Genomic DNA, 23,426 nt, shown 5'->3' with positions numbered 1-23,426 from the left:
TCTTGCGTTATCGCGCGACCGTTTTTTACGGATAGGCCGTTTTATGACAAAGCCAACCACAGGTTTCTGTTGCGAAAAGTGGCGGCTGCCGTTCTTTTGTACTAGGTTGCAACGCAATGAACAAAAGGCAGGCAACCTGACAAATGGCCAAGATAAAGCACATATGGCAGATATTGGCCGCGGTCTGGACGACTGCAGGCGAAAAGCACCTTGGTCTTATCGCTGCGGGTGTCGCGTTCTTCGGTATGTTCGGGATTTTCCCGGGCATTGCCGCGGTGATCGCGATTTTCGGGTTGATTGCCGATCCGGTGGTGATCGCCGAACAGCTGACATTGATGCAGGATATTATTCCCCCTGATGCCTACAATCTGATTTCCTCGCAGGTTTTCCGTTTGGTGGCCGCACCGGCGGATGCTTTGGGCTGGGCCACAGGCGTGTCGATCATGCTGGCACTCTGGTCGTGCAGGGCAGGGGTGGCGGCGCTGATTGGCGGGCTGAACGCGATTGCGGGGCAGCGGATGCGCAACGGCATCTGGCAAATCATCGTCGCTTTGTTGCTGACGTTCGCTTTGGTGACTTTGGCGATTGTCGCACTTTTCGTGGTGGTCATCGTGCCGATTGGTCTGGCGTTCATTCCTGTCGCAAATTCAACGGCATGGTTGCTCGAAGGTATCCGCTGGGTGATCGCATTGAGCGTGCTGATGCTGGGGCTGAGTTTGCTTTATCGGTTTGGCCCCGCACGGATCGGAAGCCGTGGCCGATGGTTTACCGTCGGCGCTTTCGTGGTCGTGGTGCTCTGGGTTGCGGCCTCGGCGGGGCTGTCGTTCTATCTGACAAACTTTGCCAGCTATAACGAGGTTTACGGCTCAATCGGTGCCGTGATTGGTCTGCTGCTCTGGCTTTACGTCAGCGCCTATCTGATCCTGCTGGGGGCCGCGCTGAACGTTCAGGTGCACGGCTACGACACCCCGCCAGAGGCTGAGGATACCACTTACGTCTAGGTCACCCGTGCGACCTGTTTATAGACCGGATCATCCCACAACCTGTTGTCCATCACATCGGCAATCACATCCACGGCCGCATCCACATCGCCTGCGTCAATGAAAAGCGGGCAAAACCCGAACCGCATGATGTCGGGCGCGCGAAAATCACCGATGACATTGCGCGCGATACAGGCCTGCATCGCGGCATAGCCATCGGCGAAGGCAAAGGATACCTGACTGCCCCGCCCATGCGGATCGCGCGGGCTGACAAGTGTGAGCTGCGGACAGCGCGCCTCGACCCCTGCGATGAACTGTTCGGTCAGTGCGATCGAGGCCGCGCGCAGCGCGTTCATATCCACTTGGTCCCAGATATCGAGTGACGCATCAAGGGCGGCCATCTGCAACACCGGTGGCGTGCCCACACGCATCCGCTCGATCCCTGTGCCGGGGCGGTAATCCAGATCAAAGGCGAATGGTGCCTCATGGCCCAGCCAGCCGGACAAAGCGGGCTGGCAATTTTTGATATGGCGGGGGGCCACATAGATAAACGCGGGCGCACCGGGGCCTGCGTTAAGGTATTTATAGGTGCAACCTGTGGCGAAATCGGCATTGCAGCCTTGCAGGTCCACGGCCATGGCGCCTGCGGTATGTGCCAGATCCCAGCAGGTGATTGCCCCTGCCGCTTGGGCCTTTGCCGTCAGTCCCTTCATGTCGTGCAAACTCCCTGTGCGATAGTCCACCTGCGTCAGCATCAGCACAGCAAGATCATTATTGATGTGGTTCGCCACTTCCTCGGGGGCCACGATGCGCAGCTCATGGCCGCGCCCCAGTGATTTGATCAAGCCTTCGGCCATGTAGATATCCGACGGGAAATTCCCGCTGTCGGTCAGGATCACCTTGCGGTCCGGCACCAGATCGATGGCGGCGGCGAGGGCCTGATAGACCTTGATCGACAGGGTATCCCCCAGCACGACATGGCCCGGTTCTGCGCCAATCAAACGCCCGATCCTGTCACCCAAAGCGGTCGGTTGCGCCATCCATCCCGCGCGGTTCCATCCTGTGATGACCTTCTCACCCCATTCGTCGGTCACAGCGCGCGCGACACGCGCCGCCGTCGCCTTGGGTAATGGCCCAAGCGAATTGCCATCCAGATAGATCATGCCTTCGGGCATGTGGAACATGGCTTTGGTGGCAGCGAAATCGGTCATCGTTGGTCCTTAGAAATTCAAGAAAAGCGCAAGCAGCGCGAGTGTTGCCGGCACAGTCTGCGCGTAGAGGGCGGCTTTGATGCCACAATACGCGGCATAGACTCCGGCGAGCACGACACACAGCAGAAGGAAAACCACCATCTGCCCGCCAGCAACCCCCATGACAAGGCCATAGAGCAGCCCCGCCGCCAGAAACCCATTGTAAAGCCCCTGATTGGCGGCCATCACCTTGCTTTTGGCCGCAAATTCCGGCGTGGTACCAAAGATCTTGCGGGTCCGGGGCGCTTCCCAGCGGAACATTTCAAGCACCACGAAATATGCATGGATCAGTGCTACAAGCACGACGAGAACGGGACCTATCATGAGACCTGACCTCCCGAAATCTGGATCGTTTGCCCGTTCACGCTGCGCGCCCCGTCCGAACAGAGCCACATGGCCGCCGCGGTGGTTTCATCCACCTCCAAAAGCTTGCGGTGCCGGTTTCCCTTGGCGACCACGTCAATCGCACCCTGTTCGTCCAGAACAAAGCGTTTCATCAGGCCGGGCAGCTGGTTGCGGACGATATCGGTGTCCACATAGCCGGGGCAAAGCGCGTTGAATGTGATGGGGCGGCGCATGAACTCTTCGGACAAACCCCGGATCAAACCGATGACACCATGTTTGGTCACCGTATAGGGAATAGCATTCTTCAAACCGCGCACACCGGCAATCGAACTGATCACGATCATGCGGGCAGGGGTGGCATCCTCAAGCGTCGCCATGGCGGCCTGAAAGGTCAGAAAGACACCATCAAGGTTGGTGGTCATGGTCTTGCGCCATTGTGCCAATGTGGTTTTTTCGAACGGTCCGCCCTCTGCAATACCTGCGTTGGCAACACATATCTGGATCGGGCCTCGGGCGCTGGCAGCTTGCGCGATGACGTCACGGACGGACGCCTCGTCATCCACATCCATGACGACGGCGTGCAGGCGTGGGGACAGCGATGCAACCTCTTGCAGTTTATCCGCGCGGCGTCCGGTGATTGTTACCTCTGCACCGGCCTGCGCCAAAGCCAGCGCGATGCCCGCACCGATCCCCGAACCACCGCCTGTGACCAGTGCGTGTTTGCCCGCATGTTCCATGATCATTCCTCCGTTTTGCAAGACCCTAACGGGTCAGCGGGCATGGACAAGTCCAAAGCGCTCCGGCACAACGCTTGGCATGAAATGGATCGACATCCCCCCCGTGTGGTTGCTGCTTGCCGTTGTTCTGACATGGTGGATTGCAGACCTTCAGCCCATGTCCTGGGCCATCGGCGGGCCTGTCATGGATCTGCTGGGTGGGCTTCTGGTGGGCGGCGGGATTGTGCTGATCCTGCTTGCGGCGGTCGAGATGCGCAAAAGGCGCACCACTATCGTGCCGCATCTGGAGGCCGATCATCTGGTTACGACAGGCATCTTCAAGCGCACGCGCAATCCGATCTATCTGGGGGATACGCTGGTGCTTGCGGGGCTCGCCTTGCGCTGGGATGCACCCGTCGCCCTGCTGCTTGTCCCGCTCTTTATGTTTACCATTACACAGCGCTTTATTGTTCCCGAGGAAAACCGCCTCAGGGCCAAATTTCGCGCAGATTTCGCACGCTATTGCCAAAAGACGCGCCGCTGGGTGTGATTGTTAGCGCATGACACTTAATGTCATGCCAGCCATCCCCTTGTGAAATATTCTTGCGCGCTATAATGCATGGGAACTGCCAGAACAGATATGGGGGATGGTCCGTGAAGATCGGCACACCAAAAGAGATATTCGAGGGCGAAAACCGGGTCGCGATGACCCCGGCATCTGCCAAAGACCTGCAAAAGCTTGGGTATGAATGCATCATTGAAACCGGCGCCGGTGCAGGTGCAGGTTTTTCTGATCAGGCCTATAAGGACGCTGGTGTCGAGGTCGCAAAAACTGCGGCAGCGCTTTACAAGGCCGCCGATATCGTTGCCAAAGTGCGCCCGCCATCGGATGCAGAGGTCAAGAAACTGCGCGAAGGACAAACGCTGATTTCGTTCTTCTACCCCGCGCAGAACAAGGAATTGATGGAGGCCGCCAACGCAAAAGGCGCCACCGTGATCGCCATGGATATGGTGCCACGCATCAGCCGCGCGCAGAAAATGGATGCGCTGTCCTCGATGGCGAATATTGCGGGCTACCGCGCTGTCATCGAAGCCGGTAACAACTTTGGCCGCTTCTTCACCGGTCAGGTGACTGCTGCGGGTAAAGTGCCGCCGGCAAAAGTGCTGGTTGTTGGTGCAGGTGTGGCAGGTCTTGCTGCGATCGGTACCGCGACATCGCTGGGTGCGATCACATACGCCTTTGACGTCCGCCCCGAAGTCGCCGAACAGGTTGAATCCATGGGCGCCGAATTTGTCTTCCTCGATTTTGAAGAAGAACAGCAGGACGGCTCGGCCACCGGTGGCTACGCAGCCGTGTCCTCGCCCGAATTTGCAGCAGCACAGTTGGCGAAATTCCGCGAAATCGCGCCTGACATGGACATCGTGATCACCACGGCGCTGATCCCGGGCCGCGATGCGCCCGAGCTTTGGACCAAGGACATGGTCGAGGCGATGAAGCCCGGTTCGGTTATCATCGACCTTGCAGCGGAACGTGGCGGCAACTGCAAACTGACTGTGAAAGACGAAAAGATCGTCACTGATAACGGTGTGATCATCGTCGGATATACCGATTTCCCAAGCCGGATGGCGGCGCAGTCCTCGACACTTTATGCGACCAACATCCGTCACATGATGACGGATTTGACGCCCGAAAAAGACGGCACACCAAACCACAACATGGAAGACGATGTCATCCGTGGTGCGACCGCGACGCATAAGGGCGAAATCACCTTCCCGCCACCGCCACCCAAAGTGGCGGCGATTGCAGCAGCACCCAAGAAGGAAAAGCCAAAGGAATTGACCGCGGAAGAAAAGCGCGCGAACGAAGTGGCTGCTTTCCAGAAAGAGACCAAGACGCAAGTCGGTCTTTTGGCGATCGGTGCGGCCCTGATCCTTGGCATCGGCCTGATCCCCGGTATGCCAGCAAGCTTTATGCAGCACTTCATCGTCTTTGTTCTGTCAGTGTTTATCGGCTTCCAGGTGATCTGGAACGTCGCACACTCGCTGCACACACCGCTGATGGCTGTGACCAACGCGATTTCGTCGATCATCATTCTGGGCGCGCTGATCCAGATCGGATCAAGCAACGCGCTGATCACGATATTGGCGGCACTTGGTATCTTTATGGCAGCCGTCAACATCTTCGGCGGCTTCCTCGTGACACGGCGTATGCTCGCCATGTTCCAGAAATCCTAAAGGGGCAGAGCAATGGAAAACGCATTCACAATCGCGGCCTATGTGGTCGCAGGTATCCTGTTCATTCTGTCGCTGGGCGGTCTTTCGGGGCAGGAAAGCGCGAAACGTGCGGTTTGGTACGGCATCGCAGGCATGGCTTTGGCGGTCTTTGCGACGCTGGTTGGCCCGGGTTCCGGTCTGGGGCTGTTGTCGGTCATCCTGATCGCACTGGGCGGTATGGTGGGCTACCAATTGGCCACCAAGGTCGAAATGACACAGATGCCCGAGCTTGTGGCGATCATGCACTCCATGGTCGGTCTGGCAGCGGTCTTCGTGGGCTTCAATGCCGACCTGATGATCAACACCATCGGCGCATTGTATGAAGCCAATGGTCAGGTCATGGGCGCTGTAGGGCCGGATGGGATTACAGCCATCGGCCTGCCCAAGGAAATCTATGACGGGCTGAGCGCATTCGGTCAGTTGATTGCCAAGAAATCCAGTGTCGAGATCAGCATTCTGCGGGTCGAACTGGTGCTGGGCATCTGGATCGGTGCGGTGACCTTTACAGGGTCCGTCATAGCCTATGCCAAGCTCGCCGGTAATTCGAGCAAGCTGCCGTTCAAAGTGGACACAGGGGCCAAGAAACTGCCCGGTGGTCATTTGCTGAACGCGGGTGCGGCGGCCCTGTCTGTGATCCTGCTGATCGCCTATATGGGCGGCAGCGGTTCTTGGGCGCTGGTTCTGCTGACGCTCGCGGGGCTTTTCATCGGCTATCACCTGATCATGGGGATCGGCGGTGCGGATATGCCTGTCGTCGTGTCGATGCTGAACAGCTATTCCGGCTGGGCGGCTGCGGCGATTGGTTTCTCGCTCGGCAATGATCTGTTGATCGTTGTGGGTGCGCTGGTTGGCTCATCCGGTGCGATCCTGTCCTACATCATGTGTAAGGCGATGAACCGTTCATTCGTCAGCGTGATCCTCGGTGGCTTTGGTGGCCCACAGGGCGAGCAGATGGCGGTTGAAGGTGAACAGATTGCGATTGATGCGGACGGTGTTGCAACGGCGCTGAACGAGGCTGACAGCATCATCATCATTCCAGGCTACGGTATGGCGGTGGCGCAGGCCCAGCAAGCGGTGTCCGAACTGGTGCGCAAATTGCGGGCCAAGGGCAAGAACGTGCGCTTTGCGATCCACCCTGTTGCGGGGCGTCTGCCGGGGCATATGAACGTGCTCTTGGCGGAAGCAAAGGTGCCTTATGACATCGTGATGGAAATGGACGAGATCAACGAGGACTTCCCGGATACGGACGTGGCCATCGTGATCGGTTCCAATGACATCGTGAACCCAGCAGCACAGGATGATCCCAACAGCCCGATTGCGGGCATGCCGGTTCTGGAATGCTGGAAGGCCAAGCAGGTGTTTGTATCCAAGCGCGGGCAGGGAACAGGGTATTCGGGCATCGAGAACCCGCTGTTCTTTAAGGACAACACGCGCATGTTCTACGGTGATGCGAAGAAGTCTTTGGACGAATTGCTGCCGAAGATTGATTAAAGGTAAGGTGGGTTTAAACCCACCTTACGCAAAAGGGCGGCGCTGCAAAGCGCCGCCCTTTTTCATTCCGTAGGGTGGGTGAAACCCACACCCCTTACGTCAGATGCGTATTGAACCAGTCAATCGTCCGATCCCACGCCAGCTCTGCCATCGCTTCGTCATAGCGCGGCGTGCTGTCGTTGTGGAAACCGTGGTTGGCGTTCTCGTAAAAGTATTCTTCAAACACCTTGCCGTTGGCTGCGAGTGCTTCGCTATAGGCCGCTGCCCCTGCGTTGATCCTCTCGTCTAGCGCCCCGTATTGCAACATGAGCGGCGCCTCGATCCGCGGCACATCCTCAACCGCCGCCTGACGGCCATAGAAGGGCACACCGGCGTTCATTTCGGGGTAGGCCACGGCAAGCGCGTTCACCACGCCACCGCCATAGCAAAAGCCTACAGCGCCCACACTGCCGGTGCTGTCATCGCGGGTCATCAGGTGTTCGAACCCCGCAAAGAAATCATTCATCAGCTTTTCGCCATCCACAGTGCGCTGCAGTTCGCGTCCTTCGGTGTCATTGCCGGGATAGCCGCCCACGGATGTCAGACCATCAGGGGCGAGCGCCATAAAGCCCGCCTTGGCAACACGGCGTGCGACGTCCTCGATATAGGGGTTCAGACCACGGTTTTCGTGGATCACCAGCACCGCAGGCAAGGTGCCTGTGGCATTGGCGGGTTTCACCAGATAGCCACGCACCTCGCCATGGCCGTTGGGCGAGGGATAGGTGATGTACTCGGGCACGATATCGGGGTCGTTGAACGACACCTGCTCGGCCAAGGCATAATCGGGGCTGAGCATGGTGAGCAGGGCCGCAGCCGTGAGACCACCCACGGCGAATTTGCCTGCTTTGTCGAGAAATTCACGTTTCGAAATTTTGCCGTGTGCGTAGAAATCATAAAGATCAAGAAGTTCCTGATCAAAGTCCTTTGCAGTCATCCGGTTCATTGCATCACTCTCCTGCTTAAGCGCGGTTCTTCCCGCTTAAGTAGAAATATGCCATGCCCGCCCGAAGGCAAATCAAAGGCCGCGAATACGTGGGTCAAGCGCGTCGCGCAGACCGTCGCCGATATAGTTCACCGCCAGCACCGTCAGCGAAATCGCAAGCCCGGGCCAGATCACGCGCTCCGGAAAGGCTGTCATGCGGTCAACGCTGTCAAACAGGATCTTGCCCCATGTCGGGAAATCGGACGGAAAGCCAAGGCCGAGGAAGGACAAAGCACTCTCGGTGATAATCGCCGTGGCAAGGCCCAGTGTGGCCGAAACCATGATGGGCGACAGTACATTCGGCAGCACATGGCGCGTGATCATCCGGCGCGGCGGTGTGCCGATAGAGCGGGCGGCAAGGACAAACTCACGTTCTTTCAGCGCCATCACGTCGCCACGCACGATCCGCGCGGTCTGCATCCAGGATGTAATCCCGATCCCGACCACGATCAGAATGAAGATCCCGTTCTCGGGACCAAAGGCTGCGCGCAGCGGATCGCGGAACAAGAGCATCATCACCAGCAAGAGCGGCAGAAGGGGGAGGGACAGCACCAGATCGGTGAAACGCATCAGCAGCCCGTCAAGACGGCGGAAATAGCCGGCCAACACCCCGATCAGCGTACCAATAAATACCGCCAAGATCATCGCGGTCCAGCCCACAGCCAGTGAAATCCGCCCGCCTTGCATGATATTGGCCATGATATCGCGGCCAAGGTTGTCGGTGCCCATCGGGTTGGCCCAGTTCACCTTGGCGTTGCTGTCGAACAGCAGCATATAGATTGGGCGCACGTCTTTGTTGCGGACATCCAGCTTGCCGGGGTCGACATTCCAGAGCATCGGGCCAAACACACAAAACAGGGTAATGAAGACCAAGAATATTAGGCCGGCCATCGCCCCTTTGTGTGACCTGAACTGGTCCCAGACGTCCAGCCACTGATTGCGGGGTTTCTCGATGGCCACCTTGGCTGCGCTCACATCAGTCATAGCGGATCCTCGGATCAAGAATGCCGTAAAGAATATCGGCGATCAGGTTCATCATCACGATCAAGACGGCCAGCAGGAAAGTAATCGTCATGACCATCGGAATGTCATTGCCTTGCAAAGCAAGGATCAGCAATTGCCCCAGACCATTCACCTTGAAGATCTGTTCGGTGATGATCGCGCCCCCAAAGATCGAAGGGATGCCCAAGGCGATGACGGTCACCACGGGGATCATCGAATTCCGCAGGACGTGTTTGAGAACGACAACGCTTTCCGACATGCCTTTGGCGCGGGCCGTGCGCACGTAGTCTTGGCTTAGGTTATCCAGCATCGACGCGCGCATATACCGGCTGACCTGCGCAGTGGTTTGCAGCGCCAGCACCATCACAGGCATGATCATCTGGCGCATCTGGGTCATGAACGTGTCCCATGAATTGACGACAAGTGTGGTGTCGTAGATCGAAGGCAGCCACTGCAGTTGCACAGAAAAGATCACGATCAGCAACACGCCGGAAAAGAAGGGCGGCACGGAAAAGCCGATCATGCTGACGAATGTGCCTGCTTGGTCAAAGACCGAATATTGCTTGTAGGCGCTGATAATCCCGATCGGCAAGGCAATGGCGACACCAACGATGTAGGACATGCCCACGACCCACAATGTCTGGGGCAGGCGCTGGCCGATGGTTTCGAACACGGGGCTGCGCGATTGGAAACTGATCAACCGCTGCTTGCCTTCAGCGAATGAGGTGCCAAAGGCGTTGTCGATCCAGTATTGCGGTTCGACAATGAAAAACTGGTTCAGCCAAAGTGGAAAACGCACCCACCACGGCTGATCAAGTCCCAATGCCGCGCGCATCCGTTCTTTGACATCTGGCGGAATCGTCAGCGGCATTTGCGCCATAGGATCGCCCGGAGCCAGTTCGAGCAGCATGAAAATCACGAAAGCAATGAAGATAAGCGTCGGGATCGACAGCAGCAATCTACGGATGGTGTAGGTCAGCATTTACGACGCCTCTGTACATGGCTTTGGAAGATGGAAAGAAGGGCGACGCAGCCCCGGACCGTGTCCAGGGCTGCGTCAGTGATTTACTCGCTGATCCGGTACCAGTCTGCGATGTTCCACAATTCGCTGTCCCAAGCGTTCAGCTGGACACCGCCAAGTGTGTTGGAGCGCGCCGACACCCGACCGCGATAGATCAGCGGAACGATGATGTGGTTATCCTTGGTCAGGAAGTCGTTCATCTTGATCGCCAGCGCTGCACGCGCTTCGGGGTCGGATGTTGCGGCATATTCGGCGATCATCGCATCATAGCCCGCATCACAGACGCGGTTGATGTTTTCACCCTGCCACTGGCTTTCGGGACGTGGTGCGTTGTCACACTTGTACATGGCCAGATAAGCTTGAGGGTCGTTGCCTTCAAAGTTGTTGGTGTACATTTCAACGTCTGCATAGAAACGCTGGAATGTGTCAGGCGAACCCGGATCACCACCAAAGAAGACACCGGCATCGATGTTGCGCAGCTCGGTTTCGACACCGATCTGTTCCCAGTCAGCCTTGATCAGAGCTTGCACGTCCTGACGCACGGCGTTTGTGGATGTCTGGAAAAGAACCGACAGGCGTACGCCGTCTTCATTGACGCGGACGCCATCCGGACCAGGCATAAAGCCTGCTTCTTCCAGCAGCGCAATTGCACCCGGGATGTTTTGTGTCAGACATTCTGTGTTGTCAGACGCATAGAGAGCCGGAGCAGGGACGAGGTTACAGTTCGGCTGACCAGCCGGACCATAGCCGACATCCACGAGGATCTGACGGTCGATCGCAAGCGACAGCGCCTTGCGCACGCGGCCGTCGGTCAGGAACGGATGCGGATGCATCGCGGTGGCGCGTTCACCTTCAGGCAAGCTGGGCGATGGATCTGTCAGGTTCATTTCCAGACGTTCGATATTGGTGCCGAAAGCTGACATGACTTCGCCCTGACCGCCCGCCATCATGGCTGAGATCACATCGGGTGCCAGTTGCAGGTTCCAGGCGTAATCGAATTCGCCGGTTTCCAGAACAGACCGGCCCGCAGAAGCTGCGTCACCGCCACCTTTGAAGTTGACGGTCGCAAAGGCAGGCTTGCCCGGCTCGCGATAGTTTTCGTTGGCCGCAAGCGAGATCACGTCATTGGTCAGGAAGTTGGTGACCGTGAATGGCCCTGTGCCAATTGGCCCAAAGTTCGCATCGGTACATTCCGGCGCCCGCGCACCAAGACAATCCGCGAACTGAGCGGCTTGAATGATCGGTGACTGACCGCCCACGAATGCGTTGTAAGGATAAGGCTTTGGCCCTTCGAATGTGATTTTTACGGTCAGGTCGTCGAGTGCTTCGACTGACTGCACACCTTCAAATTTCGCAGCTTGGGCGCAACCGCCGCCCTCTGCTGTGCAATACTCCCATGTGAAGATGACGTCTGCTGCTGTGAACGCAGTCCCGTCGGACCAAAGCAGATCAGGCTTGAGCTGCCATGTGATCGAGGTCAGGTCTTCGGATACGCCGCCGTTTGCAACTGTCGGGATGTCTGCCGCAAGGAATGGTACCAGCGTGCCGCCAGCGTCGTAGCGTGCCAGAGGTTCAATCACGAGGCTTGCCGCTTCGATCTCTTTTGTGCCGCCGGACAGATAGGGGTTCATTGTCGAAACGGCTTGCCAATAGATGATATTGACGTTGCCGTCGCGGCCGCGCTCGCCTTCATGCCCATCGGCATAGGCCATGGGTGCAAGACCCAGGCAGGCAACAGCGCCCATCAGGGCTGTTTTAAGTTTCATTTTATCGTCTCCTTGTTGGTGCTCATTATTTTGCCTCTTAACCTGCCGTTGGATCGGCAGTGTCAGTTGTCTCGTTGTAAAGGTGGCAGGCCGTAAACCGGCCCGGCTGCACCTCGCGGTATTCGGGTTCCACGCGTTTGCAGATGTCCATGACCGCAGGGCAGCGCGTGCAGAAATTACAGCCCGCGGGCGGGTTCGCGGGCGAAGGCACATCCCCTTTGAGGATGATCCGCTGGGTTGCGCGCGCAAGGCTGGGGTCCGGTTCGGGAACGGCCGAGAGCAGCGCCTTGGTGTAAGGGTGCAGCGGGTCGGCATAGAGCCCTTCGCGCGGGGCCAGTTCGACAACTTTCCCCAGATACATGACCGCCACGCGTGTCGCGATGTGACGCACCATCGACAAATCGTGGCTGATGAACAAATAGGTCAGGCCGAACTGTTCCTGCAGGTCTTCCAGCAGGTTCACCACCTGCGCCTGAATAGACACGTCCAAGGCGGCAATCGGTTCGTCACAAACGATGAACTTGGGGTTCAGCGCAAGCGCGCGGGCAATGCCGATCCGCTGGCGCTGCCCACCCGAGAACGCATGCGGATAGCGTTTGGCGAATTTGCGGTTCAGGCCGACCGCATCCATCAATTCAGCCACTTTTTCGCGCTTTTCAGCGTCGGACAGCGTGGTGTGCTCGTCCAGCGGTTCCTTGATGATGTCCTCGACAGTCATGCGCGGATTCAGCGAGGCTTGCGGGTCTTGAAACACCATCTGCATCGTGGGGCGCATGTCACGCAGGGCAGGCTGTGGCGTTGTGCCGATTTCGCGCCCGTCAATTGTGATCGATCCGGACGTGATGTCGTAAAGGCGCAGCACAGCGCGCCCGCATGTCGATTTGCCACAGCCGGATTCACCAACAAGACCAAGGGTTTCCCCCTCGAATACATCAAAGCTGACACCATCAACCGCCTTCACTTCACCGACACGACGGCGGAAAAGTCCTGCGTGGATCGGAAAGTGCATTTTCAGGTCTTTGACCGAAACCAGCGGCTTTTTGGTATCATCAAGCATCGCGTGGCTCTCCGGTGCGGGCGTCAAAGAAACAGGCGGCGTCGTGGCCTTCGCCCAGATCATAACGTGGTGGATTTTCCACCGCACAGCGATCAAAGGCCACATCGCAGCGGTCGCGGAACGGGCATGCGGTTGGCGCGCCGGTCATGATCGGTGGCTGGCCTTCGATGATTGTCAGGCGGGCAGAGCGGGCGCCGTGGATTTTGGGAATCGTTGTCAGCAAGGCGCGGGTGTAGGGGTGCTGCGGGTCGCTGAAAAGCTCTTTGACAGGTGCATGTTCCACAACTTGGCCGCCATACATGACCATCACACGGTCTGCGATCCCCGCGATCACGCCAAGGTCATGGGTGATCCAGATTACGGCCATACCCAGCTTGTCGCGCAATTCCTTCATCAGTTCCAGAATCTGCGCCTGAATGGTCACATCAAGCGCTGTCGTCGGCTCATCCGCGATCAGGACCTGCGGGTCACAGGCAAGCGCAATCGCGATCATCACACGCTGGCGCATCCCGCCGGAAAACTGGTGGGGATAGTCATTCAGACGGCGCTTGGCATCAGGGATGCCCACCAGCTCTAACAGCTCTTGGGCACGCGCCGTGGCCTGGCGTTTGTTCATACCCATATGTTTGCGCAGGGGTTCCATGATCTGGAATCCGACCTGATAGACAGGGTTAAGCGAGGTCATGGGGTCTTGAAACACAAACCCGATCTTGCCACCGCGCACCGTGCGCAATTGTTCGGCTGTCACGCGCAGCAGGTCTTTGCCATCGAACATCACCGTCCCGCCACGCACATCAGCCGGTGGCGAGGGCAGCAGACCGAGCAAAGACATCATCGTCACGGATTTGCCCGAACCGCTTTCGCCGACAACGCCCAGCAACTCGCCAGGGCGTAGCGAAAAGCTCACGTCATTCACGGCGTGAACCTCGCCTCCGCGTGTTTTGAAAACAGTTTTGAGGTCCCGGACATCCAGAACAGGAAGCGCCCCATCGCGCATATGGAACCTCCCAGGTGGTTCTTTACTTTATTATTTGCACCAGATTCTGATGTGGCTGGTTGCGTTAACACCAGACGGTATCATCAAATTTCGGTTCCGCAAGCGATAACCTAATTGCAGACCCCGATTGGACAGGCCAAGGTAGTCCTGCCTCTGATATAGGCACTTCACGCGATGAGCTGCAGGAATTGTAGCTGATCTTGAAAGGACCGATATGACACTGACCGCCCGAGAACTGATGGATCGCCTTGTTGGGTTTCCGACAGTCAGCCGTGACAGCAATCTTGATCTCATTGAGTTTGTTGAGGACTATCTGGCAAGCTTTGGTGTGAAATCCATGCGTGTGCCAAACGAAGACGGTACCAAAGCATCCCTCTATGCGCATGTGGGGCCGCAGATTGACGGCGGCGTGGTGCTTTCCGGTCATACGGATGTTGTGCCTGTCGACGGGCAGTCATGGGATACTGACCCCTTCAAGGTGACCGAGCGGGAGGGCCGGCTTTACGGGCGGGGCACATGCGACATGAAGGGCTTTGACGCGCTTGCGCTCTGGGCTGTTCCCCTTGCGCTTGAACGCGGGATCAAACGCCCGCTGCAAATCGCGCTGAGCTATGATGAAGAAGTCGGTTGTACCGGTGCGCCGCCGATGATTGACCATATGGTGGGCATGGGCCTGCCGCGCGCCGATACCGTTCTGGTGGGTGAGCCGTCGATGATGAAGGTCGTGACCGGTCATAAAGGCGGCATTGGCTACAAAGTACATTTCCGCGGGTTCGAGGTGCATTCCTCGCTTGCCCCCACTGGCGTCAGCGCGATCATGATGGCAGCCAAGCTGATCAACTGGGCCAACGAGGTGAACGCCGAAAATGCAGCCAAAACCCCCAGCGATCTGGCGGCGGATTTCTTTCCGCCCTACACCACTTTGCATGTCGGGACGATCAGCGGTGGAACGGCGCATAACATCACCGCCAAGGACTGCCATTTCGGTTTCGATTTCCGTATCGTGCCGGGTGAAGATATCGCCGCATGGCAGGCGCGCTTTCAGGCCAAGCTTGCCGAGCTTGAGGCCGAGATGAAAGCGATCCGGCCAGAGGCGGGCATCACTGCGGAACAGCACTTTCATGTGCCGGGCCTTGTGCCCGAGCATGAGGGCAAGGCCGAAGCACTTGTCCGCAAACTGACCGGCGAGAACGCCCGCAATGTTGTCAGTTACGGCACAGAGGCCGGACAATTTCAGGAACGCGGCTATTCGGCCGTGATCTGTGGCCCCGGCGATATCGCCCAGGCGCATCAGCCCAACGAATACATTACCGTTGACCAGTTTCAGCAGGGTGAGGCATTTATGCGCCGCCTTGTGGACATGCTGGCCGAGTGAGACACATTAAGCCAAACCCCAACCGGAGCCCGAGTTATGCCTGTAAAGAATCGCTTTGCCGAACTGCTGCCTGAAATCACCGCATGGCGGCGTGATTTGCATGAACATCCCGAAATCCTGTTTGAGACGCACCGCACCTCTGCTGTCGTCGCTGAAAAGCTCAAAGCGTTCGGTTGCGATGAGATCGTGACAGGCATCGGGCGTACAGGTGTTGTTGGTGTCATCAAGGGCAAATCCAATACTTCGGGCAAAGTCATTGGCTTGCGCGCCGATATGGATGCTTTGCCGATCCACGAACAGACCGGCCTTGCGTATAAATCCAAGATAGACGGTGCGATGCATGCTTGCGGGCATGACGGGCATACGGCGATGCTCTTGGGGGCGGCGAAATACCTGTCCGAGACGCGGAATTTTGACGGGACGGTCGTCGTCATTTTCCAGCCCGCCGAAGAAGGTGGCGGCGGTGGTCGTGAGATGTGCGAAGATGGCATGATGGACCGCTGGGGCGTGCAAGAGGTTTACGGCATGCACAACTGGCCGGGCCTTCCTTTGGGCAGCTTCGCGATCAGACCGGGCGCGTTTTTTGCCGCGACCGACCAGTTTGACATCACCATCGAAGGCAAAGGCGGTCACGCGGCCAAGCCGCATGAGACCGTGGATAGCACGCTTGTTGCAGCCCACGTGGTGACAGCGCTGCAATCCATTGTCAGCCGCAACGCTGATCCTGTGGATCAGATCGTTGTTTCTGTCACGGCGATTGAAAGCTCGTCCAAGGCGTTCAACGTCATCGCCCAGCGGGTGCAGTTGAAAGGGACCGTGCGCACCATGTCCACCGCGATGCGCGACCTTGCGGAAAAGCGGCTCAAGGCCATTGCCGAAGGCACTGCGGCCACGTTCGGCGCCAAGGCCGATGTGACCTACTACCGCGGTTATCCGGTCATGGTGAACCATGAGGAACAAACCGAATTCGCCGCCGAAGTGGCGAAGTCTGTCTCGGGCGCTTGCGACGATGCACCCTTGGTGATGGGCGGCGAGGATTTTGCCTTCATGCTCGAAGAACGGCCTGGTGCGTATATTCTCGTCGGCAACGGGGATACCGCCGCAGTGCATCATCCTGAATACAACTTCAACGATGACGCCATACCTGCAGGGTGCTCATGGTGGGCGGAAATCGTGGAACAGCGCATGCCCGCAGCCTGATGTGGGAAGAGCGCTATAGCGGCAGCGACGGCTATCTTTTCGGCACCGCGCCAGCGGCGGTTCTGGCTGAAAATCCGTGGGTGGTCCTCGAAGGTGCATCCGCACTCTGCGTGGCGCACGGGGAGGGGCGCAACACTGTGCATCTTGCCCGTCACGGCATGAACGTGACCGCCTTTGATCCGTCCCCGACAGCAATCGCGCGGGCTGGGACACTCGCGGTGGACGCGGATGTTTCGGTCGATGCCCGTGTATCCGACTGGGACGCTTGGAACTGGTCAGAGCAATACGACATGGTCGTGGCGATCTTTATTCAATTCGCAGATCCCGCGTTTCGGGCGCGCCAGTTCAGCAATATGCAGTCTGCGTTACGCAGCGGCGGGCGGATTTTGCTCCATGGCTATCGGCCGGAACAAATCGGCCGTGGCACCGGCGGGCCGCCGTTTATCGAAAACATGTATACCGAGGCGCTTTTGCGCGAGGCCTTTGAAGGTTGGACGATTGAGCGCTGTGCCGTTTATGAACGCGACCAAAGATCCGGCAGTGCCCACGTCGGGCAAGCGGCGCTGATCGATTTCATCGCGCGCAAACCGTAAGGTGGATCAAGATCCACCTTACCTATCCGCCGGTATGCGACATATGCCGGCTGACCTGCCCATCGACTTGCTGGCGTGAGTAGTCAAAATCATGGCCCTTGGGCTTAAGCGCAATCGCGGCACGGATTGCGTTCTCCAGATCGACATCGGCCTCTGACGCACGCAGCGGCGCGCGCAGATCGGAATGCCCTTCCTGACCCAGACAGGTGTAAATCTCGCCGGTGCAGGTAATCCGCACGCGGTTACAGCTTTCGCAGAAATTATGGCTGAGTGGCGTGATAAAACCGATCTTCTGACCGGTGTTTTCAACACGCACATATCGCGCGGGGCCGCCTGTCTTTTCGGGCAAATCTGTCAGCTCCGAGCGTGCGGCAAGGCGCGCGCGCAGGTCTTTGAGCGACCAATACTGGCCAAAGCGGTCTTCATTGCCCAGATCGCCCATCGGCATGACCTCGATAAACGTCAGGTCCATGTCGCGCGACGCGCACCAATCGGTCAGTTGCTCCAGCTCGTCCTCGTTAAAGCCTTTCAGGGCGACCGTATTGATCTTGACCCGCAGCCCCGCCTTTTGCGCCGCATCAATCCCTTTGAGGACTTGGGGCAGGCGGCCCCAACGGGTGATATCGGCAAACTTGGTCTCATCCAGCGTATCAAGCGACACATTCACCCGCCGCACGCCAGCGGCGTAAAGATCATCGGCAAACCGTGCGAGCTGGCTGCCATTGGTGGTCAGCGTCAGCTCATGCAGGGCACCGCTGTCCAGATGCCGCGACATGCTGCGAAAAAAGGTCATGATTTCGCGGCGCACCAAGGGCTCGCCCCCCGTGATGCGCAATTTGCGCACCCCCAAGCGGACAAACGCCGTGCAAAGGCGATCAAGCTCTTCCAGCGTCAGAAGTTCTTTCTTGGGCAGGAAGGTCATGTTCTCGGACATGCAATAGACGCAGCGGAAATCGCAGCGGTCTGTGACCGAGACACGCAGGTATTCGATGGCGCGGGCGAAAGGATCAATAAGTGGCTGTGTCATGTCAGCGAACCTACGCGCGGGCGATCCCTTGCGCAAGCCACATGCCCGCGCTTGTGCCTCGGATTTTTAGCGCATAGCCTGCCACTATGAGACTGATCCTTGCCCTCCCCGTGATTGCCCTTGCCGGCTGTTCCACGCCTTCTTTTCAGGGGCTTTTTGGAACTACACCGGATGCTGACATCGCCGCACCCGCGCCCACATTGAACCCCGCGCCCCCGCCGCCGCCACCTCAAAATGCTGTGACAATCGCGCAATTCGACACTACCAGCGCCGAGGACCGTGCCGCCGCCATCGCGGCTGCACCTTCGGGCGCGCAGCCGTTGGGCCGCACAATCGCAACGCTGGGATCACCTGCCGAGCCGGGCATCTGGTTGAAAACGCCGTTGGTGACGGCGCTGACGCCAGGCCGTGTCACGTATCAGGATAAATCAATCAATATCGAGTTGCGCCCTTCGGGCGGGGCTGCAGGATCAGGAAGCCAGATCAGCCTTGCGGCCATGCGCCTGATTGAAGCGCCACTGACGTCCCTGCCTAAATTGACGGTGTTTGCGGCCCCCTGAACCGGCGGGACGTGCGGCAAGAGGCAGGATGCCTCCGGCGGAAGTTTGATTGGACATGGAAAATCAGGCGGCAGGACTGCCTACGCAGGCAGTTTGCGACCGGCTTCTTTCACGGCAAAGGCTTTCATATCTGCCTGATGCGCCTGCAGAAAGGCGCGAACGCGTGCAGGATCATGTTTGGACAATTCGCGTAACCACCATGCAATCGCTTTCTGAATGAACCAGTCATGGTCTGTCACATAGCCTGCAGCCCAGTCCAACACGCGCTCGCGGATCGCCAGATCGGCAGGCTTGGGGTGGTTCTGCTTGGTCCATGGTAGCGTCATCACCAGCGCCGCGCGGCGCGACCACATATGCTCAGAGGTGGTCCATGTTGCGACCTCATCCAGACGGGACGGGTCTGCGACCAGCCGTTTCTGGCCTGCAATGCAGGCGTGATCAGCGACAGCCCAAGCGTCAAAATCCGGCACCCATGATGCAATGAGCGCCCAGGCGCCCGCATCATCTGGCCTGATGCGCGCCTGTGTCAGCAATTTCGCCGCCGCAATGCGCCCTTCATGGGTGTTGCCTTTCCACAGACCCTTGGCGAGCGCGAGGCGTTCTTCAAGCTCAAGCCCGGCGCGCCAGTCTTTGACGTGTTCGTCAATCACCGGATTGGCGATGCCCAGATAGGGGCGGTCGACTTTGTGATAGCGGTGCATCTCGGCGGCCTTTGCCGGATCACCAAGGGCGCGCAGTTGGGCGATGGCAGTTTTGGGCGTCATCATTCGACAGTCACTGACTTTGCAAGGTTGCGGGGTTGATCGACATCGGTGCCTTTGGCAACCGCTGTGTGATAGGCCAAGAGTTGCGCGGGCACGGCATAGAGGATTGGCGCGAGAAACGGATCGACTTCGGGCATGATGATTGTCTCCCAGACACCGGTGCTCGCCTCGGTCGCGCCTTTTTGATCGGTGATCAAGAGCACCTTGCCGCCACGTGCCATGACCTCTTGCATGTTCGACACGGTCTTATCAAAGAGACTGTCGCGCGGGGCCATCACGATGATCGGGACGTGTTTGTCGACCAGGGCGATGGGGCCGTGTTTGAGTTCGCCAGACGCATAAGCTTCGGCATGTATATAGCTGATTTCTTTTAGTTTAAGCGCGCCTTCCAGTGCGAGGGGATACATCGCGCCACGCCCCAGAAACAGGATATCGCGCGCCTCGGCCAGCTTGCGCGAGATCGACTTGGTCTTGTCCTCGATCCCGAGTGCGAGGTTCAAAAGCCCGGGCAGGCTGCGCAAGGCGGCCAGCTTTTCGGCCAGTTCCGCATCATTGATCCTGCCGCGCATCTGGGCGGCGCGCAGGGCGAGGATGGCCAATGTCGTCAGCTGGCAGGTAAACGCCTTGGTGGAGGCAACGCCGATTTCTGTGCCCGCAAGAATGGGCAATGGCATATCGCTTTCGCGCGCGATCGAGCTTTCGGGGACGTTCACGACCGACATGATCTTGTCCGCTTTGCCCTGCATGTAACGCAGTGCGGCCAGCGTATCGGCGGTCTCACCGGATTGACTGATGAAAAGGGCGACTGTGCCTTTGGTCACCGGCGGTTCGCGGTAGCGGAATTCAGAGGCGACATCGACTTCGACAGGGATGCCCGCGATCTGTTCGAACCAGTATTTTGCAACGAGGCAGGCATAAAAGGCAGTGCCACAGGCCACCATCGTCATCCGCTCGACCTGCGCAAAATCAATCTCGGGGTCGGGCATGGTGACAGCGGTGGCTTCGGCGTTGATGTAATGCGACAGCGCGCCTTGCAACACGACAGGCTGTTCTGCGATCTCTTTGGCCATAAAGTGTTTGAAACCGGCCTTGTCGACCATGGCACTGTCAATCTGGATCGTCTTGATCGCGCGATTGGCGATGGTGCCGTTTGCGTCGCGGATTTCGACGGTGTCGCGTGTGATCACGGCCCAGTCGCCTTCTTCGAGATAGCTGATCCGGTCGGTCATCGGGGCCAATGCAATTGCATCAGAGCCCACGAACATCTCGCCCGTGCCATAACCAATGGCGAGGGGGGAGCCTTTGCGCGCCGCGATCAGCAAGTCGTCCTCGCCGTCAAAGAGGAAACAAAGCGCATAAGCCCCTTCAAGCCGCGCAATTGTCTGTTCCGCTGCATCGCGGGGCGACAGCCCTTGGTTGCGGAAATGATCTGCCAGCAAGGCAACTGTTTCCGTGTCTGTGTCGGTGGCAAAGCCCACGCCCTGTTCGGCCAAAAATGCCCGCAATTCGCGGAAGTTTTCAATGATCCCGTTGTGCACAACGGCCACGCCACCGGCGCAGTGGGGGTGGGCGTTCACGACATTGGGCGCGCCATGGGTGGCCCAGCGGGTGTGACCGATGCCCGATTTACCCGCCAGGGGTTCATGAACCAGAAGGTCAGAGAGATTCACCAGCTTGCCCACCGCACGCCGCCGGTCCAGCACGCCATCGTTGATGGTGGCAATACCCGCGCTGTCATAGCCGCGATATTCCAGCCGTTTCAGCGCCTCGACCAAAAGGGGGGCGGCTTCGTGATCGCCCAATACGCCAATGATACCACACATGGTTAAGACCCTTTTGCTTTGCGTGCTTTGAGTTTTTCGAACAGGCGTATGGCAAAGCCCGCTTTGTTTTCCTGTCGCGCGCGACCAACAGCCAAGGCACCGGCGGGCACGTCCTTGGTCACCACGGACCCGCTGCCGGTCATGGCTGCATCGCCGACGGTGACAGGGGCCACAAGCATGGTGTTCGATCCGATAAACGTATCCTGCCCGATTGTCGTGTGGTGTTTGAACACGCCGTCATAATTGCAGGTGATCGTGCCCGCGCCGATATTGCTGCGCGCGCCGATTGTGGCATCGCCGATATAGGACAGGTGGTTGACCTTCGCACCCTCGGCAATCTGCGCGTTCTTGATTTCCACGAAATTGCCAATCTTGACGTCCTCGGCCAGTTCCGCGCCGGGGCGCAGCCGCGCATAGGGGCCGACGACCCCGCCGCGTGCGACATGGCAACCCTCCAGATGGCTAAAGGCGCGGATGGTTGCGCCGGATTCGACACTTACACCGGGGCCGAAAACCACATGAGGTTCGATCACTGTATCGCGGCCTATGACGGTATCATGGGCAAAAAAGACTGTTTCGGGCGCGGTGAGTGTCACGCCGTCATCTTGGGCCATGCTGCGCGCATTTTGCTGGTAAAGCGCCTCGGCACGCGCAAGTTCGGCGCGGGAATTGATGCCAAGCGTTTCCGCCTCATCGCAGGTCACGACCGTGGCGGACAATCCACGCGCGCGCGCTATCCCGATGATATCGGTTAGATAGTATTCTTCGGCGGCATTGTCGTTTCCGACGGCATCGATAAGATCAAAAAGCAAAGCGCTATCTGCTGAAATTACACCGCTATTACAGAGTGTTACGGCGCGTTCCTTATGAGATGCATCTTTGAATTCGACGATCTGATCAAGTTGATCATCCTTCAGGATCAACCGCCCGTATCGGCCCGGATCGGCTGCTTCAAAGCCCAGAACGACGATGTCATGGGTCAATCGTGCCGCGCTCATTGCAGCGAGCGTTTCAGGCCGAATGAACGGCGTATCACCATAAAGCACCAGCGCGTCGCCATCAAAGCCAGCCAATGCCGCGCGCGCCTGACCGACCGCATGGGCGGTGCCCAGTTGCTCGGACTGGATCGCGACCGTGACGTCGGGATCATAGGCCTTGGCCGCTTTTGTGACCCGCTCGGCACCGTGCCCTGCCACGACAACCGTTTGAGCAGGCTCAAGTGCAGCACCCGCTTTCATGGCGTGCACCAACATCGGCGCGCCTGCGATTTCATGCAGGACCTTGGGCAGGTCGGAATTCATGCGCGTGCCCATACCTGCGGCTAAGATGATCAATGCGGTTGCCATTGCTGCCTCGAACCTTGTTGTTCACTGCCTTCTACTGCCCTTTTTCAGTATCACAAGGGGAAGGGGGTTCACATCAGTTTACAGGGCGTTACAGAGTGAATGGCAACAAAGGGAAAGCTGATGACAAAACGCACTGTAATCTTTGATCTTGACGGCACGCTGGCAGATACCAGCGGCGATCTGATTGCCGCTGCCAATAGCTGCTTTCGCGGGCTGGGTTTGGGCGATCTGCTGGATCATGCGACCGATGCCGCCACAGCACTGCGCGGCGGGCGGGCCATGCTGACGTTGGGCTTTTCGCGCGTTGAAGGGTTCGGGCAGGCCGAGGTGGATGCGCAATATCCCGTGTTGCTGGCCGCCTATGCGCAAGCGATTGATACCCACACCGTGCTTTACCCCGGTGCGATGGATGCGGTCGAACGCCTTCTCTCTGCCGATTATGCTGTTGGGATCGCGACGAACAAACCCGAAGGGTTGGCCGAAACGCTGATGCGCAGTCTCGGGGTGCGTGATGCATTCGGCTCACTGATCGGGGCCGATACGCTGCCTGTACGCAAACCCGACCCTGCACATCATTTCGAGGCCGTGCGCCGTGCGGGCGGCGATCCTGCGCGCTCGCTTCTGGTGGGGGATACGGCCACCGACCGTGACACATCGCGCAATGCCGGCGTGCCGTCGGTCTTGGTCACGTTTGGCCCGGGCCGTGATGATGTGCTGGCGCTTGATCCCGAGGCCACGATTGATCACTACGATGAACTGGACGCAGTGGTGGCCCGCCTGATCGGGTGAATTGGCCCTATGCGCGGGGGGAAAGTGAT

At 58.4% G+C, this 23,426-nt stretch carries 22 protein-coding genes; 9 read left to right on the top strand and 13 right to left on the bottom strand.

Annotated elements, in window-relative coordinates:
* Positions 1 to 143 precede the first annotated feature (143 nt).
* On the top strand, positions 144 to 1,001 hold the full coding sequence (locus B0B09_RS05900) for a YihY/virulence factor BrkB family protein (RefSeq protein WP_076658738.1): 858 nt from the start codon (positions 144 to 146) through the stop codon (positions 999 to 1,001).
* Here the strand turns inward: B0B09_RS05900 and kynU are convergent.
* From kynU to B0B09_RS05885, 3 genes are read right to left on the bottom strand one after another with little or no spacing between them, the layout of a single operon-like run.
* Complete coding sequence (kynU, locus tag B0B09_RS05895; RefSeq protein WP_076658737.1) at positions 998 to 2,191, bottom strand: kynureninase; 1,194 nt, start codon at positions 2,189 to 2,191, stop codon at positions 998 to 1,000. The genes B0B09_RS05900 and kynU overlap by 4 nt on opposite strands.
* Before the next feature lie 9 nt (positions 2,192 to 2,200).
* Positions 2,201 to 2,554: a DUF1304 domain-containing protein gene (locus tag B0B09_RS05890; RefSeq protein ID WP_076658736.1), complete on the bottom strand. Its 354-nt coding sequence runs from the start codon at positions 2,552 to 2,554 to the stop codon at positions 2,201 to 2,203.
* Positions 2,551 to 3,312 (bottom strand): SDR family NAD(P)-dependent oxidoreductase, encoded by a 762-nt coding sequence (locus B0B09_RS05885; RefSeq protein ID WP_076659816.1) that lies wholly within the window; start codon positions 3,310 to 3,312, stop codon positions 2,551 to 2,553. The genes B0B09_RS05890 and B0B09_RS05885 overlap by 4 nt, the downstream gene beginning before the upstream one ends.
* Positions 3,313 to 3,391: 79 nt before the next feature.
* Here B0B09_RS05885 and B0B09_RS05880 point away from each other — a divergent pair, with 79 nt between their 5' ends.
* The 3 genes from B0B09_RS05880 to B0B09_RS05870 all read left to right on the top strand — a co-directional run bounded on the left by B0B09_RS05880 (position 3,392) and on the right by B0B09_RS05870 (position 7,056).
* Complete coding sequence (locus B0B09_RS05880) at positions 3,392 to 3,841, top strand: methyltransferase family protein (protein ID WP_076658735.1); 450 nt, start codon at positions 3,392 to 3,394, stop codon at positions 3,839 to 3,841.
* Positions 3,842 to 3,945: 104 nt separating this feature from the next.
* Positions 3,946 to 5,526 carry a Re/Si-specific NAD(P)(+) transhydrogenase subunit alpha gene (locus B0B09_RS05875; protein ID WP_076658734.1) on the top strand — a complete coding sequence of 527 codons (1,581 nt, stop codon included), beginning with the start codon at positions 3,946 to 3,948 and terminating at the stop codon, positions 5,524 to 5,526.
* A 12-nt stretch (positions 5,527 to 5,538) separates the two neighbouring features.
* Positions 5,539 to 7,056, top strand: coding sequence for an NAD(P)(+) transhydrogenase (Re/Si-specific) subunit beta (locus B0B09_RS05870; protein WP_076658733.1), 1,518 nt, complete (start codon positions 5,539 to 5,541; stop codon positions 7,054 to 7,056).
* Between the two features lie 94 nt (positions 7,057 to 7,150).
* On the opposite strand, the gene yghX is transcribed toward B0B09_RS05870, so the two are convergent.
* From yghX to B0B09_RS05840, 6 genes are all read right to left on the bottom strand, one after another.
* Entirely contained in the window at positions 7,151 to 8,038 is an 888-nt protein-coding gene (yghX, locus tag B0B09_RS05865) for a YghX family hydrolase (RefSeq protein ID WP_076658732.1), read from the bottom strand.
* Between the two features lie 72 nt (positions 8,039 to 8,110).
* Positions 8,111 to 9,061: an ABC transporter permease gene (locus tag B0B09_RS05860; RefSeq protein WP_076658731.1), complete on the bottom strand. Its 951-nt coding sequence runs from the start codon at positions 9,059 to 9,061 to the stop codon at positions 8,111 to 8,113.
* Complete coding sequence (locus tag B0B09_RS05855; protein WP_055293160.1) at positions 9,054 to 10,061, bottom strand: ABC transporter permease; 1,008 nt, start codon at positions 10,059 to 10,061, stop codon at positions 9,054 to 9,056. Before B0B09_RS05855 ends, B0B09_RS05860 begins: the two co-directional genes overlap by 8 nt.
* Before the next feature lie 83 nt (positions 10,062 to 10,144).
* The gene (locus tag B0B09_RS05850) at positions 10,145 to 11,866 is read right to left on the bottom strand and encodes a peptide ABC transporter substrate-binding protein (protein WP_076658730.1); all 1,722 of its coding nucleotides are present in this window, start codon (positions 11,864 to 11,866) and stop codon (positions 10,145 to 10,147) included.
* A 37-nt stretch (positions 11,867 to 11,903) separates the two neighbouring features.
* Positions 11,904 to 12,923: an ABC transporter ATP-binding protein gene (locus B0B09_RS05845; RefSeq protein WP_055293158.1), complete on the bottom strand. Its 1,020-nt coding sequence runs from the start codon at positions 12,921 to 12,923 to the stop codon at positions 11,904 to 11,906.
* A complete protein-coding gene (locus tag B0B09_RS05840) occupies positions 12,916 to 13,920 on the bottom strand; it encodes an ABC transporter ATP-binding protein (RefSeq protein ID WP_055293157.1) in 1,005 nt (334 codons plus the stop codon). Before B0B09_RS05840 ends, B0B09_RS05845 begins: the two co-directional genes overlap by 8 nt.
* Before the next feature lie 214 nt (positions 13,921 to 14,134).
* Between B0B09_RS05840 and argE the strand changes: the two genes are divergently transcribed.
* From argE to B0B09_RS05825, 3 genes are read left to right on the top strand one after another with little or no spacing between them, the layout of a single operon-like run.
* On the top strand, positions 14,135 to 15,295 hold the full coding sequence (gene argE / locus B0B09_RS05835; protein ID WP_076658729.1) for an acetylornithine deacetylase: 1,161 nt from the start codon (positions 14,135 to 14,137) through the stop codon (positions 15,293 to 15,295).
* A 36-nt stretch (positions 15,296 to 15,331) separates the two neighbouring features.
* Complete coding sequence (locus B0B09_RS05830; protein WP_076658728.1) at positions 15,332 to 16,495, top strand: M20 aminoacylase family protein; 1,164 nt, start codon at positions 15,332 to 15,334, stop codon at positions 16,493 to 16,495.
* Positions 16,456 to 17,088 (top strand): SAM-dependent methyltransferase, encoded by a 633-nt coding sequence (locus B0B09_RS05825; RefSeq protein ID WP_311135451.1) that lies wholly within the window; start codon positions 16,456 to 16,458, stop codon positions 17,086 to 17,088. Before B0B09_RS05830 ends, B0B09_RS05825 begins: the two co-directional genes overlap by 40 nt.
* A gap of 22 nt (positions 17,089 to 17,110) precedes the next feature.
* Here the strand turns inward: B0B09_RS05825 and moaA are convergent, their stop codons facing one another.
* Positions 17,111 to 18,115, bottom strand: a complete 1,005-nt coding sequence (gene moaA / locus B0B09_RS05820) for a GTP 3',8-cyclase MoaA (protein ID WP_055293154.1) — start codon at positions 18,113 to 18,115, stop codon at positions 17,111 to 17,113.
* 86 nt (positions 18,116 to 18,201) lie between these two features.
* On the opposite strand from moaA, the gene B0B09_RS05815 reads away from it, so the two are divergent.
* Complete coding sequence (locus tag B0B09_RS05815) at positions 18,202 to 18,675, top strand: D-galactarate dehydratase (RefSeq protein ID WP_076658726.1); 474 nt, start codon at positions 18,202 to 18,204, stop codon at positions 18,673 to 18,675.
* A gap of 80 nt (positions 18,676 to 18,755) precedes the next feature.
* Here the strand turns inward: B0B09_RS05815 and B0B09_RS05810 are convergent, their stop codons facing one another.
* The 3 genes from B0B09_RS05810 to glmU are packed head-to-tail and all read right to left on the bottom strand — an operon-like array spanning position 18,756 to position 22,608.
* The gene (locus B0B09_RS05810; RefSeq protein ID WP_076659815.1) at positions 18,756 to 19,439 is read right to left on the bottom strand and encodes a DNA alkylation repair protein; all 684 of its coding nucleotides are present in this window, start codon (positions 19,437 to 19,439) and stop codon (positions 18,756 to 18,758) included.
* Positions 19,439 to 21,262 (bottom strand): glutamine--fructose-6-phosphate transaminase (isomerizing), encoded by a 1,824-nt coding sequence (gene glmS, locus B0B09_RS05805; protein ID WP_076658725.1) that lies wholly within the window; start codon positions 21,260 to 21,262, stop codon positions 19,439 to 19,441. Before glmS ends, B0B09_RS05810 begins: the two co-directional genes overlap by 1 nt.
* A 2-nt stretch (positions 21,263 to 21,264) precedes the next feature.
* Entirely contained in the window at positions 21,265 to 22,608 is a 1,344-nt protein-coding gene (gene glmU, locus B0B09_RS05800; RefSeq protein WP_076658724.1) for a bifunctional UDP-N-acetylglucosamine diphosphorylase/glucosamine-1-phosphate N-acetyltransferase GlmU, read from the bottom strand.
* A gap of 120 nt (positions 22,609 to 22,728) precedes the next feature.
* Here glmU and B0B09_RS05795 point away from each other — a divergent pair, with 120 nt between their 5' ends.
* Entirely contained in the window at positions 22,729 to 23,397 is a 669-nt protein-coding gene (locus B0B09_RS05795; RefSeq protein ID WP_076659814.1) for an HAD-IA family hydrolase, read from the top strand.
* Positions 23,398 to 23,426 lie beyond the last annotated feature (29 nt).

The organism is Yoonia rosea (genome assembly GCF_900156505.1).
Lineage (GTDB): Bacteria > Pseudomonadota > Alphaproteobacteria > Rhodobacterales > Rhodobacteraceae > Yoonia > Yoonia rosea.
Note: the sequence above shows the minus strand (reverse complement) of the source record. Positions and strands in the feature narration are given on the sequence as shown.

Coding starts and splice junctions, on each gene's coding strand:
- glmU (WP_076658724.1), bottom strand. CDS start 22,608: ATGGCAACCGCATTGATCATCTTAGCCGCAGGTATGGGCACGCGCATG.
- B0B09_RS05885 (WP_076659816.1), bottom strand. CDS start 3,312: ATGGAACATGCGGGCAAACACGCACTGGTCACAGGCGGTGGTTCGGGG.
- B0B09_RS05815 (WP_076658726.1), top strand. CDS start 18,202: ATGAGACTGATCCTTGCCCTCCCCGTGATTGCCCTTGCCGGCTGTTCC.
- moaA (WP_055293154.1), bottom strand. CDS start 18,115: ATGACACAGCCACTTATTGATCCTTTCGCCCGCGCCATCGAATACCTG.
- B0B09_RS05890 (WP_076658736.1), bottom strand. CDS start 2,554: ATGATAGGTCCCGTTCTCGTCGTGCTTGTAGCACTGATCCATGCATAT.
- B0B09_RS05840 (WP_055293157.1), bottom strand. CDS start 13,920: ATGCGCGATGGGGCGCTTCCTGTTCTGGATGTCCGGGACCTCAAAACT.
- yghX (WP_076658732.1), bottom strand. CDS start 8,038: ATGAACCGGATGACTGCAAAGGACTTTGATCAGGAACTTCTTGATCTT.
- B0B09_RS05830 (WP_076658728.1), top strand. CDS start 15,332: ATGCCTGTAAAGAATCGCTTTGCCGAACTGCTGCCTGAAATCACCGCA.
- B0B09_RS05880 (WP_076658735.1), top strand. CDS start 3,392: ATGAAATGGATCGACATCCCCCCCGTGTGGTTGCTGCTTGCCGTTGTT.
- B0B09_RS05900 (WP_076658738.1), top strand. CDS start 144: ATGGCCAAGATAAAGCACATATGGCAGATATTGGCCGCGGTCTGGACG.
- B0B09_RS05810 (WP_076659815.1), bottom strand. CDS start 19,439: ATGACGCCCAAAACTGCCATCGCCCAACTGCGCGCCCTTGGTGATCCG.
- B0B09_RS05870 (WP_076658733.1), top strand. CDS start 5,539: ATGGAAAACGCATTCACAATCGCGGCCTATGTGGTCGCAGGTATCCTG.
- B0B09_RS05855 (WP_055293160.1), bottom strand. CDS start 10,061: ATGCTGACCTACACCATCCGTAGATTGCTGCTGTCGATCCCGACGCTT.
- glmS (WP_076658725.1), bottom strand. CDS start 21,262: ATGTGTGGTATCATTGGCGTATTGGGCGATCACGAAGCCGCCCCCCTT.
- B0B09_RS05850 (WP_076658730.1), bottom strand. CDS start 11,866: ATGAAACTTAAAACAGCCCTGATGGGCGCTGTTGCCTGCCTGGGTCTT.
- argE (WP_076658729.1), top strand. CDS start 14,135: ATGACACTGACCGCCCGAGAACTGATGGATCGCCTTGTTGGGTTTCCG.
- B0B09_RS05860 (WP_076658731.1), bottom strand. CDS start 9,061: ATGACTGATGTGAGCGCAGCCAAGGTGGCCATCGAGAAACCCCGCAAT.
- B0B09_RS05845 (WP_055293158.1), bottom strand. CDS start 12,923: ATGCTTGATGATACCAAAAAGCCGCTGGTTTCGGTCAAAGACCTGAAA.
- kynU (WP_076658737.1), bottom strand. CDS start 2,191: ATGACCGATTTCGCTGCCACCAAAGCCATGTTCCACATGCCCGAAGGC.
- B0B09_RS05795 (WP_076659814.1), top strand. CDS start 22,729: ATGACAAAACGCACTGTAATCTTTGATCTTGACGGCACGCTGGCAGAT.